The following is a 17,164-nucleotide window of genomic DNA, read 5'->3' as shown; positions in this document are numbered from 1 at the left end:
TATAATGTGAAAGTGGACGAAATTTTAGAATTTTTTAGAGATGTAATTGATAAAACGATATCAAACCTACCAAAAGACCTCAAAGATAAGATACAAAATTTGGAGTTTATCATTTTAGATTATCCGACAGAAGATTTTCTTGAAAGTAATGGACTTAAAAATCAGACTCTTCTTGGACTTTATGTTGGCGTTCCTTTAAATAAAAGAGGAGCAAATTATAACTGGGTCTTGCCAGACAGAATTTACATATTTATGCAACCTATTATTTATTTTGCAAATTTGGAGCGTATTCCAGTTGAGGAAAAGATAAGAAAAGTTGTGCTTCATGAAATTGGTCATTATTTTGGGATGGGAGAGGATGACCTAAGATTGCCGTGTTGCCTCACGTAATTTTCTATATGAAATATTATCTGGTTGCCTCATCTAAATTATATATGAAATTATTCTGAGTCAAAGGAAAAATCAGTATATCTAAGTCTCTTTTAAGTAAAAGAGGATTTAGTGTTTCATACATTCTCCTGAGATTCTTCTTTATTTCTTCAGATACTAACTCACATTAAAGAATCCTTTGATAGGGTGTCTTGGGTTTGTCGTACTTCTTTAATACCTTACTCCCAATTCTTGTTTTCTCTTTTAGTTTCATTGAAGGTAAGAAAAAGTTCGTATAGAGCCTCAATGTATTGTAGAGTTCATTCATTATCTTCAGTTCCTCATCCGTATCATACCTTATGTATCCTACAGCCCTTCTTACCACAGAATAGTTCTTCTGTTCCACAAAGCAATTATCATTCTTTCTATAAGGTCTTGCCCTTGTAAATGTGATATGCTCTTTTTCACAATAATTCAATAGATGTGCATTGATGAATTCACTTCCATTATCTGAATCAATACCTTTTATTGAAAAAGGGAATCTCTTCCCAATTTCCTTTAATGCATTGAATGTCCATATCTGTGCTTTGTTTTTTTAATCTTTTGTAACCTGTGCTCTTTTTCAACAGGTTATTGCCTTTGTTTCTGTCCATCCAGTATGTATGTCAGTCACATCAAGGGAATAGAGAAATTCTCCTCTTAGATTACCTCCATTGTGCCATGCAAGGTCTACTTCAACAAAGCCTGGCTCTTTCTCATTCCATTCAGAGAATGTCCTTATCGGAATGCTATGCTTTAATAGAGTCCCAGGTTTAGTTAGTGTTTTTCCTTTCATCTTTAACTTAAACTTATCCTTTTCTTTCTTAAGCAACAATCTCTTGTAGCAGGACTTATTGAAAGCAACTTTTCTTTTATCTCTTTAGAGTAAGGGAACTCATTAAAGTTCTCTAAGATAGGTATTATTTCTTTCATATACACATTCAGTCTTTTCCCACATAGGTAATCCGACATCTTCCATAGATATACAAGGGCATCGAAGACTTCTTCACCGTATACCCTTTCCCTTTTTCTCTTCCTTATCTTAAGTCCTTTACCACTATACAGATCATCGCCTATGAATACAGTTCTTTTTCCATTTTCTAAATCAACAACAACTTTACTTCCATATGTTCTCAATACATATGATGCATAACATCTTGAGTATCCTGTGAGTTTCACAAATTCATCAAGCATCCTGCTTTTCTCTTTCTTCGTTACCTTTTGGTATATCGCTGCCTCCTCTTTTATCACAGCCTTTCTCTCTTTCAGGGATAGAATCATAAAGCCTCCTTCTTTCAGTTTCTTTAGAACTTCTTCTACTTTTTTCATTATTTTACCTCCATTTCCATTTTTGAATAGATTTTTATATGAGGCAACGATTCAATTTCATATAGATTTTTGATGAGGCAATTCGAAAACTTTCAAATTTTTCAAAAAAGTACTAAAATTTTTTAGAGTGATAAAAAATAGTTCAATTTAGGTTGTTAAAAATTCTTTCCGTTTTTCTTCAAATTCACGGAACTTTTTTCAAGGTTTTTGTATCTATTATATGAGAGGAAAAATTTTACAAAATTTATGCAGATTTTCTGAAATCCTCTTAAAAGGTATTGACAAGAGAGAGAGAGAGAGAGAGAGAGAGACGATAAAATATAGTGGAAGAAAAATTATAGATTTGAGGGAGAGAGAACTCAAGAGAAATAGTTTCAATATTTTCTTGAGTATTTGTTAGGAGCGGAATCTCCCTCGGAAGGGAAGGTGATGCACTTAAATGAGGGCAAGGCTCCGAAGAAATGGAGGTGAAAAGAGGAAAAAAGAAGAAAAGAATTTAAACACACTTTTAGCAAAAAAGTTTTGAAGTTTGTAATAGATAAGTAAAATTTAACAAAGGAGGTTAAAATGAATACGAAGTTTAGAATGTTTTTGACTGTTTTTATTGTTTTAGTTTGCATTTTTTCAACTTTAAAGATTGTGCATACAAGTGGGCAGGAAGGAGTGAAACAGGATTTGATTGTCACAGAACTTTCAAATGTTCTAAAGGAGTGGTACTATGGGGTTCGTTCAACTAGTTTTAAAAACATAACCGTCAATGTTTCTCAGGCGAATGATATTCAACCTGTAAAAATTGGAGATGGAAAGGCTGAAGCAGTTTTTTATGTAAAAGCAACAATGATTCCAAAAGCAACATTAGAAGAAGCATCACAATCTCCTTTCTTAAAAGGTATGCAAAGGTATCTGAATGAAAATAAAACAAAACTTACTCCCGCTCAAATTAAAACTGTGGAATTAGCAATTAAAGAAAAATACGATGCATTAAAAGACATGGTTAGTAAATTGCATGAAGAAAATGGGACTTTTAAGGTTGTATGTGGTATTACGTCTGAAGGAACAATCGATAAAAACAGTGTAAAGATTTTCTATGATGTTTCTGTTAAAGGGGAGGCAAGATGGGAAGATACAAACAATTCATTTGTTTCTTCTACATTCACATACGACGTAGAGGAGAAGAGAGGTTACACTGAAATTAAGGGTTTAATTGAGAAATTATATTCGTCAAATGTTTCTGCAAATCCAATTTCTCCCAATAGTGTTTATCAGAATCTTTACAACAGAACTAATGCTAAAAATTATGCTGACCTGTATACGAGTGAAGCTCTTCAGAGTAAAACTATTACTTGCTGGATAAACAATACACCAGTAGTTTCTCAATATACAGATATGAGTTATTGGAACAATTCACAATACCCTTTGACGAAGTATTCTAATGGCTACTATGAACAGTTAGCTTGTAATAATTGCGCTGACTTTGTTTCCCAGGCAATGTATTACGGTGGAATGGCTATAGATAATTATTGGAACCCTTCAATTAGAAAAACAGGATTTGGTGGTAAGTGGTGTTGGACTTTTGTTCCCGACCTTACAGACTATATGGTAAGTAGAGGTGATTGGTCTTCATGCTCATATAATAGCTTAGATATTGGAGATGTAGCTGTATTTTGGCGTTATAATCAATATGGCCAAATTGAAAGGTATCACGTTGCCATGGATGATTACTCCTATGGTTATTATGGAATCTATTATAACTATTTTGCAGCGCACACAAATGACGTGAAAAACCACTACTACGATTCATCAAGCAAATATCTTTATAAAGTTAGTTGCTGGAGATTTACACCATGATGACAAGAAAGACAATTATTCTGTTTTTAATTTTGCTCGTTTTGTTTGTATCTACTTCTGGGTGCAATAATAAGATAGAGGCACCCTCCGAGAGTTCCATCCCATTTTTAACATTCTCAGTTAATCAAAAAGCAGGTTATGTTGAGGCATATCTAAATTACTGGGATATCGCAAATGGAAAGATTTTACAGACAAACAAGGTTCTGTATATAGTTAAAGCTCAACCAAACCGTACTGATAAACCTGGAGTTTGGGATTGGAGCATGCCGGTTCACTATTTTGGTCCTCCTTTATCCTGGGATGGGGAAAGCTACATTTATCTTTCAAGTCAATATCATAATGTAAAAAACTCCTTCAATTTCAAAATCACAATGTTTGATGATCCAATAGATTCTGCTAAATTCGCTTCTGGCAAGGTAATTAAAGATTATGACCTCTTTAATTATTCACAGAATCTTCAGGTGCAAATGAAAAATGTTGGAGGTATCAACTATCTAAAGGAGAAATATAGCGATTTTACTTATCGAGTGTTTGATAACAATGGAAAAAAACTTATAGAAAAAGAAATTAAAATCTCCCTCTATAACGATGTATTTCATGGAGGTGTCGATATAGGAGAGGCCTGTCTTTATGAGAAGGATAAGAATGAGGTCAAACAACTTCTTCTCTATTATGATAGTGTAGGAATGGGACATTTTCTTATCTGTACGATTAATTTAGAGAAAGGCACATATGAGTGGAATGAAGTAACTGGCCTTAAAGGATGCATTCCATATATGAACCAATCAGAGGTATCAATTATTGAAGGTAAATTCTATGTTCCTTTGTGTGGTTGTTATATCGGCGTTATAAATCCAGATGATTATACTTGTAAACTTTTCGATCAGCAAGAAATATTTAAATCTTTATCTTTTTATAATGCCCCGATTTATTGTGGTGGATACCCAGCAATTCCGGGTGAGTATAAGGACTTTCTTATTCTTAATGGCACTGTAGATTACGGAGAGAAAACTAAAGACGAAACTCTATCAGAAAATTACAGACACCTCTGGATAGCGTTTAACACTAAAACAAATGAGATTGCTTCGATACTGGAGTGGAGTTCTCTTGAGCCCAAATTCATCGTTGTAAGAGACAGGAATGGAAAGGAGTTATCAAAAGTAGAAACCGATAAACTAATAAAAAATATTAGCAAACTTTATAATGTTAACGGAGAGTCCTATATTAAAGGCTTTTTCATCTTTGAAAATTTTGTTCGATTTCCACATAAAAATGGAGGTTAAGAAAGCAAAGTTTGCAACTACTCTTCGTGAATTTGTTGCTAAATTTATGAGGAATAATAAGGGAGGTAAATGTCTCCCTCAGATTGTATAACACATATTTGAGAATGCAGAAACTATCTAATTAAAAACTCACTTATAAGTTTAAACATTCTTTTAAGAATGGGAAAACCTAAAACTTAAATCAGAAAAAATTTTTAGAAATTCACTTTAAAATTTGCACAACCGTCATGACTAAAAACAATTGATTAAACTATTGTTAAAAGCATGCGAAAGGAATGTATATAAATAAAGTCTAAATACTCTTGCCTAAATGAAGTAAATCTCCAAATTCTCCTTGTATTTTTGTTGCTAAGACATAGGCTTTATATAGAACCCGCTTAAGAAGGACACAGGTTACAGAGGAATAAATTTAAGCACATATTAAAAAGAGTTTTCCTCTCCAAAACATTAAAGACAGGATAACTATGCTCAAAATACATAAAACAAACCAAACTTGCACCACACATTTAAATCAGGCTAAAATGTGAAAAAAATGCCTCAAAACCGTGTTGCCTCACATAATTTTCTATATGAAATATTATCTGGTTGCCTCATCTAAATTATATATGAAATTATTCTGAGTCAAAGGAAAATCAGTATATGATTTTCTCTCTTCTTTCTCTTTCCTTTCCATTTTCCTTATCTTTTTATCATATGCTTTTGAAAGTTCTTTTGAGATTTTATCTAAGTCTCTTTTAAGTAAAAGAGGATTTAGTGTTTCATACATTCTCCTGAGATTCTTCTTTATTTCTTCAGATACTAACTCACATTCAAGAATCCTTTGATAGGGTGTCTTGGGTTTGTCGTACTTCTTTAATACCTTACTCCCAATTCTTGTTTTCTCTTTTAGTTTCATTGAAGGTAAGAAAAAGTTCGTATAGAGCCTCAATGTATTGTAGAGTTCATTCATTATCTTCAGTTCCTCATCCGTATCATACCTTATGTAACCTACAGCCCTTCTTACCACAGAATAGTTCTTCTGTTCCACAAAGCAATTATCATTCTTTCTATAAGGTCTTGCCCTTGTAAATGTGATATGCTCTTTTTCACAATAATTCAATAGATGTGCATTGATGAATTCACTTCCATTATCTGAATCAATACCTTTTATTGAAAAAGGGAATCTCTTCCCAATCTCCTTTAATGCATTGAATGTCCATATCTGTGCTTTGTTTTTTATTGCCTTTGTTTCTGTCCATCCAGTATGTATGTCAGTCACATCAAGGGAATAGAGAAATTCTCCTCTTAGATTACCTCCATCATGACCAACAAGGTCTACTTCAACAAAGCCTGGCTCTTTCTCATTCCATTCAGAGAATGTCCTTATCGGAATGCTATGCTTTAATAGAGTCCCAGGTTTAGTTAGTGTTTTTCCTTTCATCTTTAACTTAAACTTATCCTTTTCTTTCTTAAGCAACCTATCTATTGTAGCAGGACTTATTGAAAGCAACTTTTCTTTTATCTCTTTAGAGTAAGGGAACTCATTAAAGTTCTCTAAGATAGGTATTATTTCTTTCATATACACATTCAGTCTTTTCCCACATAGGTAATCCGACATCTTCCATAGATATACAAGGGCATTGAAGACTTCTTCACCGTATACCCTTTCCCTTTTTCTCTTCCTTATCTTAAGTCCTTTACCACTATACAGATCATCGCCTATGAATACAGTTCTTTTTCCATTTTCTAAATCAACAACAACTTTACTTCCATATGTTCTCAATACATATGATGCATAACATCTTGAGTATCCTGTGAGTTTCACAAATTCATCAAGCATCCTGCTTTTCTCTTTCTTCGTTAACTTCTTGTATATCGCTGCCTCTTCTCTTATCACAGCCTTTCTCTCTTTCAAGGATAGACTCATAAAGCCTCCTTCTTTCAGTTTCTTTAGAACTTCTTCTACTTTTTTCATTATTTTACCTCCATTTCCATTTTTGAATAGATTTTTATATGAGGCAACGATTCAATTTCATATAGATTTTTGATGAGGCAATTCGATTGCTTGGCATTTATTGAATAATCTTTTATAATTTGTTTGGCATGAATTGAAAGGTGGTGGGTGATGGAAATCGAAAGTCATCCCATTCTTCAGTTTAAGAGAATGGGAAGTGTTAAATTTTCCTTCGAAGGAAGATCTGTCGAAGCCTATCAAGGCGAACCTGTTGCAATGGCTCTTTATAGAAATGGCATTGATGTATTCTCAGAAAGCCCTAAATTACACCGTCCTCGTGGTATATTTTGCGCTATAGGTAAATGTTCCTCGTGTCTTATGGAAGTGAATGGTATTCCAAATGTGAGAACTTGCATTCTTACAGCACAAGAGGGGATGGTCGTAAAAAGACAAAAAGGCTTTGGGGAATTACCAAAAAATATAGACAGATTTAGAAGCGCACAGACTCTTTATCCAACAGTCCTTGTAGTTGGTTCTGGACCTGCAGGACTTGAGGCTTCGATCACACTTAAAAAAAATGGAGTTGATGTGCTTCTTCTTGACCAAAACCCAAATCTCGGTGGTCAACTTATAAAGCAAACGCATAAATTTTTTGGTTCAAAAAAGGAAGGTGCAGGTACCAGGGGCATAAAGATTGCAGAGGAACTTATTAGCGAGTTAATTAGCCTCAATGTGAATTATATTACCAATTCGACAGTATTTGCATATTATCCGAACGAAAACCTTGCCCTTGCCTTTAAAGACAATCAACTTTTAAAAATCTATCCGAAATTTACAATATTTGCAATAGGTGCTTCTGAAAAAATGATTCCGTTTGAAGGGAATGACCTTCCCAATGTAATGGGAGCAGGTGCAGCACAAACACTTATGAATGTGTACGGAATTAAGGTTGGCGAAAATATTCTTGTTGTTGGTGCAGGAAACGTTGGCTTGATTGTGTCTTATCAACTGTTGCAAGCGGGAATGAAAGTAAAAGCGGTAATTGAGGCGGCACCTAAAATTGGAGGTTATTTTGTGCATGCAGCGAAGTTAAGAAGATTTGGAGTGCCGATATACACACAAACAACTATTAAAAAGGCGATGGGAAACGGAAGAGTTGAGAAAGTTCTGCTTGTAAAACTTAACGAGAACTTTGAAGAAACAGGCGAAGAGTTTGAAATGGATGTTGATGCAGTCCTTCTTGCAGTTGGTCTTCAGCCGTCTTATCAACTATTGGCGCAGGCAGGTTGCGAATTAAAATATATACCATCTCTGGGCGGATATGTGCCATTAAGAAATGCCGAACTTGAAACTACAAAAAGGAATATTTATGTTGCAGGAGATGTAACAGGTATCGAAGAAGCATCAACTGCAATGATTGAAGGAAAAATTGCGTCTTTTTCAATTCTTAAGAAATTAGGGTTTGATGTGGAAGGCTCATTAAAAGAAACGCAAAATGACCTTGAGCGCCTTAGAAGTAGTCCGTTTTCATTGAAGATAGTTCAGGGGCTTAAGGAGGTAATGTATGAGTGATTACCTTAGAACAGGCTTTATTACAAAAGAGGATATAATTAAAGATTTTCCAAAGCCTGAGCAAATTTCAAAACATCCTGTTGCTATAAGCGAATGCGTACAGGAAATTCCGTGTAATCCCTGTGTTTCCTCGTGCCCAACGGGTGCAATTTCAATGGAGAATATCAAAGATCCTCCAAAAATAGATTATAACCTTTGTATAGGATGTGGCAAATGTGTTATGGTGTGTCCTGGTCTTGCGCTTTTTCTTGTTCATAAAACCAGTTCAGAGTATGAGATTACATTACCATATGAAATGCTTCCTCTTCCAAAGGCAGGTGATTCAGTTTACCTGTTAAATAGAGAAGGCATAAGAGTTGGAATTGGTATTGTAAAAAAAGTTTTAAAGGTGGAAAAAGATACACAGTCATCGATAATAACAGTTTCGTTTGAAGAAGACGATCTTATTTATGAAGTAAGAAACATTGAGGTTATCCATGGATAAGAAAAACATAATTATCTGTAGGTGTGAAGATGTTACATACGAGGATATTATTGAAGCATATAAGGAAGGTTACAGAGATATAGAATCCTTAAGAAGGCACCTAAAAGTGGGAACTGGTCCTTGTCAAGGGAAGACGTGCATACCGCTTCTTCAGAGGATATTATTTGAATTAAACAAAGAGTTTCCTAATAATATAACAGTTCGTCCACCAGAAACGCCAATACCTTTCGGAATCTTTGTAAAGGAGAGGAAAGATGAAAAACTATGATATTTTAATTATCGGTGGTGGCATAACAGGGCTTTCAACTGCATACTACCTTGTAAGAAATGGTGTAAAGAGTGTTGCGATTATTGAAAAAAGTTATGTTGGATCGGGCTCCACAGGTCGGTGCGGCACGGGTATTAGACAACAATTTACAACAAGAGAACATATCGTTTTGATGCGTGAATCTGTAAAAATCTGGCAGTACTGGGAAGAAAGTTTGCCATTGCCAATTCATTTTAGGCAAGGAGGATATCTTTGGCTTTTACGAAGTGAAGAGGCACTCAATGAATATAAAAACCACGTAAGACTTCAAAACCTTTTTGGTGTCCCAAGTAGAATTATATCAAGAGAAGAAATTAAAGAGATTGTACCAGATTTAAACCTTGAAGGAATTATTGGTGCATCGTGGTGTCCTACCGATGGCTCTGCATACCCACAGGATGTGCTTGATTCATTAAGGGTTTTTCTTATAAATAGTGGGATCAAAATTTTTGATTATGAAGAGGTCTTGGATTTTGAACTAAAGAGCGGAAGAATTACCGAGGTTATTACAAATAAAGATAAATACTCTGTTTCTTCTGTTTTGCTTGCAACTGGATCTGACACGAAAAGGTTAGCAAATAAACTTGGAATAGATATTCCTCTTGAGAATTATAAGCACCAAATTGTGGTTTCAGAGCCTCTAAAAATTTTTCTTTCTCCAATGGTTGTTGACGGATCGCTTTATTTTACACAAACTTACAGGGGGCGAATCATAGGTGGGACTGATACAAATGAACCACCTCAGGAAAATCTTGATACAAGTTACGAATTCGTCGAAAAATTTTCAAATGAACTAATAAGAGTGTTTCCGAAACTTGCTTCAGTAAGGCTCATGAGGCAATGGGCTGGGTTTTATGTCGTGACTCCTGACAAACATCCTATCATTGGTGGAACTCCTATACCAAATCTCTACATTGGCACAGGTTATTCAGGACATGGGTTTATGCTTGGGCCAATTGTTGGGAAACTTCTTGCACACTACATAACCCATGGGATGTTCTTTCTTGAAGAGGCAAATAATCTAACTTTATCACGCTTTAAAGAAGGAAAGTTGATTATTGAAAAAGCAGTTATAGGGTAAAAATATTTGTATAATTTTTGTAAAAAATCTTGTATAAACTAAAAAGTTTTGTATAATTTATCAACAAAATATTGGAAAAAATGGACAGAGATATTTTAGAAAGTTATAAGGTTGTAGTTAAAGCATTAAAGGATTACTTTGGAGAAACTGTTGAAATCGTTTTGCATTCGCTTCTCGATGGACAGTCAAAAATCATCGCAATAGAAAATGGCGAAATAACAGGGCGAAAAGTAGGAGATTCCCTTACTGAAGCAGGAAAATATGTAATAGAGAAATTGAAAAATGGGCTTGAATATTTTGGTCCCTATGAAAGTCTTTCCTATAGAAGGAAGAAATTGAGATCAATCACTATCGGCATAAGAAACAAAAAGGGCGATTTAATTGGTCTATTATGTTTAAATATGGACCTTTCAGGTATTGAAGTAATGAATAAATTTACTTCTTACTTTCTTACTTTTGAAGACTCACAAAAAGAAATTTTGAATAAAATTACCACACTCAATTATGATGAAGCACTTGAAAAAACTTTCAATGAGGTTTACTCGGTGCTTTCATCAAAAAGTTCTACAAGTAGTATTGATAATTTTTCTGTTGTTTCTGAACTATATAGACGTGGTTTCTTTAAATTGAAAAATTCTGTAAATTTTGTTGCAAAGAAACTTAGTATTTCAATCTACACGGTCTACGCGTATCTTAGAAAATTAGAGAAAGGAGTTTAGGATGAATCTTCAGGAGTATCAATCAAGAGAATTTTTCGAAAGATTCGGCATCCAAGTAGTTGTTGGGGATGTTGCAAGCAATCCGGAAGAAGCATTAGGAATTGCAAAAAAAATTGGGCTACCTGTTGTTTTGAAGGCCCAGGTTTTAGTTGGAGGTCGTGGAAAAGCAGGTGGTGTAAAAGTTGCAAAAACTGAAGAAGATGTTTTAAAACTTGCAGGCGAAATTCTTTCAATGGAAATAAAAGGTTTAAAGGTTAGGAAATTACTTGTCGCAAAAGCAGTTAATATAGTTAAGGAATTTTACGTTGGGTTTACCGTGGATAGAGGAAGCAAAAAGAATGTTTTAATTGTATCAGAAGCAGGCGGTGTTGATATTGAAGAGGTTGCAAAAAATACTCCTGAAAAAATCTACAAAATTTATATTGATCCTATTATGGGTCTTTTTTCTTATGAAGCAAAGAAGGCCTCTTTGTTGCTTACAAGGGATATGAATATTGCACCCAAGATAGCAGACATCATTGAGAGATTATATAAGGTTTATATTTCACTTGATGCGAATCTTGCCGAGATTAATCCTCTTGCAGTGGTAGATAACAGCGTTGTTTTAGCACTTGATGCAAAAATTGTTATTGATGACAATGCGATGTTTAGACATCCCGAACTTGAGGACCTTAGAGAGCCTACAGAAGAAGAGAAGCTTGAACTTGAAGCAAAGTCAAAAGGTTTCACTTACATAAAGTTGAATGGAAATATTGGTTGTCTTGTAAACGGAGCAGGTCTTGCAATGGCTACGATGGACCTTATAAAGCTCTTTGGTGGAGAGCCTGCAAACTTCCTTGATATTGGAGGTTCATCTTCTCCCGATAAAGTTGCAAATGCAATTGAAATGATTACACGAGATAAAAACGTTAAGGCGATTCTTATAAACATTTTTGGTGGAATCACTCGCTGTGATGATGTGGCAAACGGTCTTCTAAAAGCACTTGATATGACAAAGGTTGATGTTCCGATAGTTGTAAGGCTTACTGGCACAAACGAGGACAAAGCAAAAGAGATACTTAAAGATACACCTCTTATTTATACCGATTCAATGGTTGAAGGTGTTAAAAAAGTTGTTGAAGTTGCAAATGCGAGGTGAGATATGAGCATTCTTGTTGATGAAAATACAAGGGTAATCGTTCAGGGAATTACAGGAAGAGATGGTTCATTTCACGCAAAGGCGATGCTTGATTACGGTACAAATGTGGTCGGAGGGGTAACTCCGTTTAAAGGTGGATCGGATGTCTATGGAATTCCCGTTTTTGATACAGTTGAAGAAGCCGTGAGACAAACAAATGCAAATGCAACTGTAATTTTTGTGCCCGCTAAATTTGCGGAAGATGCAATATATGAAGCAGCAAATGCTGGAATTAAACTTATAGTAACGATTACAGAGGGAATTCCTGTCCAAAGCATGGTTAGAGTAGTTGATTATGTAAAGAAGTTAGGTTTAAGACTCATAGGTCCAAATTGCCCTGGCGTTATTTCTGTAGGTAAAGCAAAACTTGGCATAATGCCTGGAAATATTTTTAAAAAAGGTAAAGTTGGTGTTGTTTCAAGGTCAGGAACACTTACATATGAAATTGTTAAGCACATATCTGATATTGGTTTAGGGGAAACTACTGCTGTTGGTATTGGTGGTGATCCAATTATTGGAATGAAATTCATTGATGTTTTAAAAGAGTTTGAGAGTGATCCTGAAACTGAGGCGATTGTGCTTGTCGGAGAAATTGGTGGAACTGACGAAGAAGATGCAGCAGATTATATTGAAAAGCACTTTAATAAGCCTGTTGTTTCGTTCATCGCAGGAAGAGCATCACCAAAAGGTAAACGTATGGGACACGCAGGGGCGATTGTTACCCCCAACACAAGAACGGCAGAAGAAAAGGTTGCGTATCTTGAGAGTAAAGGTATAAGGGTTGGTAAAACACCTGTTGAAGTTGCAGAGATTCTAAGGGAGATACTCAAAAATGGCGAAAAATAAAGTAATCATTAATAAGAATTTTTGCAAAGGTTGTGGAATTTGTGTTTCTGTTTGTCCTGCAAAGATTCTTCGAATTGGAGAGGATTTTAAAGTAGAAGTTGAAAATGAGGAAAAGTGCATGGGTTGTGGAATGTGCGAAGTATTCTGTCCTGATTTTGCGATTGTAATAAAGAAGGAAGTGAAAGTATGAAAGAAGTGGTAATTTCTGGTAATGAAGCAATTGCATACGGTGCAATTTATGCGGGTTGTAGATTTTTTGCAGGATACCCAATAACTCCATCAACCGATCTTGCAGAAAAAATGTCGTATCTTTTGCCTCTAAATGGTGGCGTTTTCATCCAAATGGAGGACGAACTTGGAAGTATAAGTGCAATAATTGGAGCATCTTTAGCAGGCAAGAAGGCAATGACTGCAACTTCAGGCCCTGGTTTTTCCCTTATGCAGGAAGGACTTGGTTTTGCAAGTTATTCAGAAATTCCTATTGTTGTTGCAGATATTGAGCGAGTTGGCCCATCAACTGGTATTCCAACGTATCCTTCGCAAGGCGATGTGATGCAAACAAGATGGGGAACTCATGGATCCCATCCTGTTATAGTATTCTACCCAAGTTCAGTTTACGAATCATATAAATTGACTGTTGAGGCATTTAATTATTCAGAAAAGTATAGAACCCCTGTTATTCTTCTTTCTGATGAAGTAATAGGTCATATGAGAGAAAAGGTAAGATTAGTAGAAGATTTACCTGTAATCGAAAGGCTGAAACCTAATGTATCAAAAGAAGAATATTTGCCATTCGATTCAAGATATGATGTTCCCCCAATTGCAAACTTTGGAGAGGGATACCGCTTTCATATAACGGGTTTAACGCATGATGAAACTGGTTTTCCAACTTCAGATCCTGAAAAGGCTGAAACATTAATTGAGCGCTTGCATCGAAAGATCTACAAAAATATGGATGATATTGGTAAATTTGAAGCATTTTATACAGAGGATGCGGAGTATCTCATTATTTCTTATGGGGCAACTGCACGAGGCGCAAAGGATGCAGTCATTGAACTTAGAAGAAAGGGTATTAAGGTTGGTCTATTTAGGCCAATAACTATTTGGCCTTCGTTAGAATTGCCTCTTAGGGAAATTGCAGATGGAAAAAAAGTTTTTGTGTTTGAAATGAATCTTGGTCAATATGTCTTAGAGGTTGAAAGGATTTTAAAGAGAGATGTTGTTTTCTTTGGAAAAGAAAATGGCGAATTAATTACGCCAGAGGAGATGGAATCATGTATACAGAAATCTCTTTAGAAAATTTGCGTGAAAATAAACTACCTCATATTTGGTGTGCAGGTTGTGGTAACGGTATTGTGCTTGGCGCCATTTTACGTGCAATAGAGCGCTCAAAAATTGACAAAGACAAAATTGTCTTTGTGTCAGGGATTGGATGTGCTGGGCGTTCTTCTGGCTATGTAAATTTTAATACTCTTCATACCTTACACGGTCGCCCTCTTGCATTTGCAACAGGCATTAAACTTGCAAATCCTGATCTTCATGTGATTGTTGCAACAGGCGATGGGGATCTTGCAGCAATTGGAGGTAATCATTTTATTCATACAGCAAAAAGAAACATTGATATGACTGTTATTGTTTTTAATAACTTCACCTACGGTATGACAGGAGGGCAAGTATCTCCTACCACACCGGATAAAGCCTATACAACAACTACTCCATTTGGGGAAATTGAGGAGCCGATGGATATATCATATCTTGCAGTTGCATCTGGTGCAACGTATGTTGCACGCGAAACAATTGCAAGCCCTTTTGTTTTAGAGAAATATATTTTGAATGGCATTATGCACAAAGGATTTTCATTAATTGAAGCTGTGTCCTCATGTGTTACCGAGTTTGGCAGACGAAACAAACTCGAGGATCCTGCAATATATATTAAATGGTTAAAAGATAAATCAATTCCATATAGTAAGACAAATGCTCTTTCCGTTAAAGACGGAATTGTTGTTGGAGAATTTATTAATGTAGAAAAAGAAGAATTTACTGAAAAGTACTACGAAATGGTTAAGAAGGTGAGAAATGAGGAAAGAGATTAGAATTGCAGGTTCTGGGGGACAAGGAATAATTTCAGCAAGTATTATTCTTGCAGAAGCATCTGGCATTTACGACGGGAAGAATGTTCTTCAATCACAGGTTTATGGTGCTGCGGCCCGTGGTGAAATGTCGAAAGCTGATGTAATTATTTCAGACGAGGAAATAAATTTTCCGGAAGTAAGGATTCCTGATGTTTTGATTGCACTAACACAGGATGCATATGATGAGTTCACAAAGTTTTTGAAGAGAGATTCAATTGTCATTTTAGATGAATTTTATGTGTACCATTTAGATGATAAGTTAAAAAATTTCCCATTTTCCATAACAAAAACTTCTGTTGATATAACTGGTAGACAAATTTCTGCAAATATAGTTGCACTGGGTATTTTGTCGGGGTTAACAGGAATCGTAACACTTGAAGCGTTAAAGAGGGCTGTTGTAGAAAGATTTAAAAATAGAAGCGAACCTAATATTAAGGCGTTAGAAAAAGGATATGAATTAGGAACAAAGGAGGCTATTAATGGAAAAACATTCTAAGTTATCGCAAAAGGTTGGTTTTTTTGCAGGCATCTTAATCTTTCTTATCGTTTTACTAATTAAAACACCTCAGGGGATGGAAGTAGGGGCAAAGATAACAATCGGACTTCTCTTGTGGATGGCTATTTGGTGGGCAACTGAAGCGGTGCCATTGCCAATAACTTCTCTTTTGCCTCTTTTAATTCTTCCACTTTTTCAGGTAATTTCTGCAAAAGACATTGCAAAAAGTTACATGTCTCAAGAGATTATGCTCTTTGTAGGAGGCTTTTTTATTTCTGAGGCACTGGAAGAGTCTGGTTTACACACGAGATTTTCACTGTTCCTTATCGATAAAATAGGGACTTCCCCGAAGAAAATTATTCTTGCTTTCATGATTGCTGTAGGCTTTATATCTATGTGGATTTCAAATACTACTGCAACGGTGATGGCTTTGCCTATAGCATTGTCAATAATAGAATTTTATAAGGGCTTGATTAGAAAAGAAGGTCTTGAAGTTGATACAACTCCAGGCGAATTTAAATTTGCAACAGCATTGATGCTTGGTGTTGCATTTGCGGCAAGCATTGGTGGAATGGGCACTCCAATTGGCACACCTCCAAATATCATTTTCATGAGCATGGCGAAGCAAATGTTTCCGAATGCACCGACTCTTAGTTTCCTTGACTTTACGAAGTTCGGTGTTATATTTATAGTAATATTTTTGCCTTTTACATGGTTTATGCTTACTTCTGTTTTCTTTAAAGCAGGTTTTTCAGGGCTTAAGGAAAGCAAAGAAATTTTTGCAAACGAGCTACGAAAACTTGGAAGGATGGGTAGGAAAGAAAAAATTGTTGCAACGGTATTTTTTATAACGGTGTTTTTATGGATATTCAGAGCAGATATTAATTTTGGAACTTTTACACTAAAAGGATGGTCTACCGTTATTGGTGTTTCAAAATTTGTGCACGATTCAACCGTTGCGATTTTAGCAGCCTTACTGTTCTATGTAATTCCTGTTGATTTTAACAAAGGCGAGACTGTATTAAGCGCTGAATCCGTGAAGAAACTTCCATGGGATATTATCCTCATTTTCGGTGGTGGTCTTGCAATTGCAGATGCGATGGTAACAACAAAACTTGCAGATTATGTTGGAACAAAACTCACTTTCTTACAAGGTGTTAATCTTTTGTGGGTTATTTTTCTTGTTGGTGGCACAGGATTCCTCATTGCACAATTTACATCCCATACTTCAGCAACCTCCATATTTATGCCAATTGCAGGAGCAGTCGCGGTTGCAGCAAAGATTCACCCATATCTTGTAATGCTTCCAACAACTTTTGCAATTTCTTTGGCGTTTTCTTTACCTGCATCAACCCCGCCGAATGTTGTTGTAATGACAGGCGGTTATGTAAAGGTTAAAGATATGTTAAAAGCAGGGTTTACGATTGGTTTAATTGGCCTTGTAATTCTTGTGTTTTATATGTACTTTGTGGGCATTCCCCTTCTTAACATTGCAAGCATGCCTTATTGATTAAAAATTTATCTTTAAGGCCTTGATTAACTCAAGGCC

General features: G+C 35.5%; 19 protein-coding genes. 15 read left to right on the top strand and 4 right to left on the bottom strand.

Features of this window, described 5'->3' with window-relative positions:
• Positions 1–12: 12 nt before the first annotated feature.
• The gene (locus CSE_RS04995) at positions 13–390 is read left to right on the top strand and encodes a metallopeptidase family protein (RefSeq protein ID WP_041726093.1); all 378 of its coding nucleotides are present in this window, start codon (positions 13–15) and stop codon (positions 388–390) included.
• A gap of 166 nt (positions 391–556) precedes the next feature.
• On the opposite strand, the gene CSE_RS07940 is transcribed toward CSE_RS04995, so the two are convergent.
• From CSE_RS07940 to CSE_RS04985, 3 genes are all read right to left on the bottom strand, one after another.
• A complete protein-coding gene (locus CSE_RS07940) occupies positions 557–847 on the bottom strand; it encodes a hypothetical protein (protein WP_014452680.1) in 291 nt (96 codons plus the stop codon).
• Between the two features lie 144 nt (positions 848–991).
• Positions 992–1,204 carry a hypothetical protein gene (locus CSE_RS07935; RefSeq protein ID WP_014452681.1) on the bottom strand — a complete coding sequence of 71 codons (213 nt, stop codon included), beginning with the start codon at positions 1,202–1,204 and terminating at the stop codon, positions 992–994.
• 2 nt (positions 1,205–1,206) lie between these two features.
• On the bottom strand, positions 1,207–1,737 hold the full coding sequence (locus CSE_RS04985; protein ID WP_014452682.1) for a hypothetical protein: 531 nt from the start codon (positions 1,735–1,737) through the stop codon (positions 1,207–1,209).
• Positions 1,738–2,304: 567 nt separating this feature from the next.
• Between CSE_RS04985 and CSE_RS04980 the strand changes: the two genes are divergently transcribed.
• Positions 2,305–3,585 (top strand): hypothetical protein, encoded by a 1,281-nt coding sequence (locus tag CSE_RS04980; RefSeq protein ID WP_014452684.1) that lies wholly within the window; start codon positions 2,305–2,307, stop codon positions 3,583–3,585.
• Positions 3,582–4,868, top strand: a complete 1,287-nt coding sequence (locus CSE_RS04975) for a hypothetical protein (RefSeq protein ID WP_014452685.1) — start codon at positions 3,582–3,584, stop codon at positions 4,866–4,868. The genes CSE_RS04980 and CSE_RS04975 overlap by 4 nt, the downstream gene beginning before the upstream one ends.
• Positions 4,869–5,445: 577 nt before the next feature.
• On the opposite strand, the gene CSE_RS04970 is transcribed toward CSE_RS04975, so the two are convergent.
• Positions 5,446–6,822, bottom strand: a complete 1,377-nt coding sequence (locus CSE_RS04970; protein ID WP_014453554.1) for an integrase catalytic domain-containing protein — start codon at positions 6,820–6,822, stop codon at positions 5,446–5,448.
• Positions 6,823–6,972: 150 nt separating this feature from the next.
• Here CSE_RS04970 and CSE_RS04965 point away from each other — a divergent pair, with 150 nt between their 5' ends.
• The 12 genes from CSE_RS04965 to CSE_RS04910 all read left to right on the top strand — a co-directional run bounded on the left by CSE_RS04965 (position 6,973) and on the right by CSE_RS04910 (position 17,125).
• Positions 6,973–8,373: an FAD-dependent oxidoreductase gene (locus tag CSE_RS04965; RefSeq protein WP_014453553.1), complete on the top strand. Its 1,401-nt coding sequence runs from the start codon at positions 6,973–6,975 to the stop codon at positions 8,371–8,373.
• A complete protein-coding gene (locus CSE_RS04960; RefSeq protein ID WP_014453552.1) occupies positions 8,366–8,857 on the top strand; it encodes a 4Fe-4S binding protein in 492 nt (163 codons plus the stop codon). The genes CSE_RS04965 and CSE_RS04960 overlap by 8 nt, the downstream gene beginning before the upstream one ends.
• Positions 8,850–9,125 carry a (2Fe-2S)-binding protein gene (locus CSE_RS04955; protein ID WP_014453551.1) on the top strand — a complete coding sequence of 92 codons (276 nt, stop codon included), beginning with the start codon at positions 8,850–8,852 and terminating at the stop codon, positions 9,123–9,125. Before CSE_RS04960 ends, CSE_RS04955 begins: the two co-directional genes overlap by 8 nt.
• On the top strand, positions 9,112–10,245 hold the full coding sequence (locus CSE_RS04950) for an NAD(P)/FAD-dependent oxidoreductase (RefSeq protein ID WP_014453550.1): 1,134 nt from the start codon (positions 9,112–9,114) through the stop codon (positions 10,243–10,245). Before CSE_RS04955 ends, CSE_RS04950 begins: the two co-directional genes overlap by 14 nt.
• 80 nt (positions 10,246–10,325) lie before the next feature.
• Positions 10,326–10,964, top strand: a complete 639-nt coding sequence (locus tag CSE_RS04945; protein ID WP_014453549.1) for a helix-turn-helix transcriptional regulator — start codon at positions 10,326–10,328, stop codon at positions 10,962–10,964.
• 1 nt (position 10,965) lies between these two features.
• Entirely contained in the window at positions 10,966–12,102 is a 1,137-nt protein-coding gene (gene sucC, locus CSE_RS04940) for an ADP-forming succinate--CoA ligase subunit beta (RefSeq protein WP_014453548.1), read from the top strand.
• 3 nt (positions 12,103–12,105) lie between these two features.
• Positions 12,106–12,987, top strand: coding sequence for a succinate--CoA ligase subunit alpha (gene sucD / locus CSE_RS04935; protein WP_014453547.1), 882 nt, complete (start codon positions 12,106–12,108; stop codon positions 12,985–12,987).
• Positions 12,974–13,177 (top strand): 4Fe-4S binding protein, encoded by a 204-nt coding sequence (locus CSE_RS04930; protein WP_014453546.1) that lies wholly within the window; start codon positions 12,974–12,976, stop codon positions 13,175–13,177. The genes sucD and CSE_RS04930 overlap by 14 nt, the downstream gene beginning before the upstream one ends.
• Positions 13,174–14,283 carry a 2-oxoacid:acceptor oxidoreductase subunit alpha gene (locus tag CSE_RS04925; RefSeq protein ID WP_014453545.1) on the top strand — a complete coding sequence of 370 codons (1,110 nt, stop codon included), beginning with the start codon at positions 13,174–13,176 and terminating at the stop codon, positions 14,281–14,283. The genes CSE_RS04930 and CSE_RS04925 overlap by 4 nt, the downstream gene beginning before the upstream one ends.
• Positions 14,262–15,080: a thiamine pyrophosphate-dependent enzyme gene (locus CSE_RS04920; protein ID WP_014453544.1), complete on the top strand. Its 819-nt coding sequence runs from the start codon at positions 14,262–14,264 to the stop codon at positions 15,078–15,080. Before CSE_RS04925 ends, CSE_RS04920 begins: the two co-directional genes overlap by 22 nt.
• Positions 15,064–15,615 (top strand): 2-oxoacid:acceptor oxidoreductase family protein, encoded by a 552-nt coding sequence (locus CSE_RS04915; RefSeq protein WP_014453543.1) that lies wholly within the window; start codon positions 15,064–15,066, stop codon positions 15,613–15,615. The genes CSE_RS04920 and CSE_RS04915 overlap by 17 nt, the downstream gene beginning before the upstream one ends.
• A complete protein-coding gene (locus CSE_RS04910; RefSeq protein WP_014453542.1) occupies positions 15,599–17,125 on the top strand; it encodes an SLC13 family permease in 1,527 nt (508 codons plus the stop codon). The genes CSE_RS04915 and CSE_RS04910 overlap by 17 nt, the downstream gene beginning before the upstream one ends.
• Positions 17,126–17,164 lie beyond the last annotated feature (39 nt).

Source organism: Caldisericum exile AZM16c01, assembly GCF_000284335.1.
Taxonomy (GTDB): Bacteria; Caldisericota; Caldisericia; order Caldisericales; family Caldisericaceae; genus Caldisericum; species Caldisericum exile.
The sequence above is the reverse complement of the archived record's forward strand: the minus strand, read 5'-3'. Positions and strand labels throughout refer to the sequence as shown.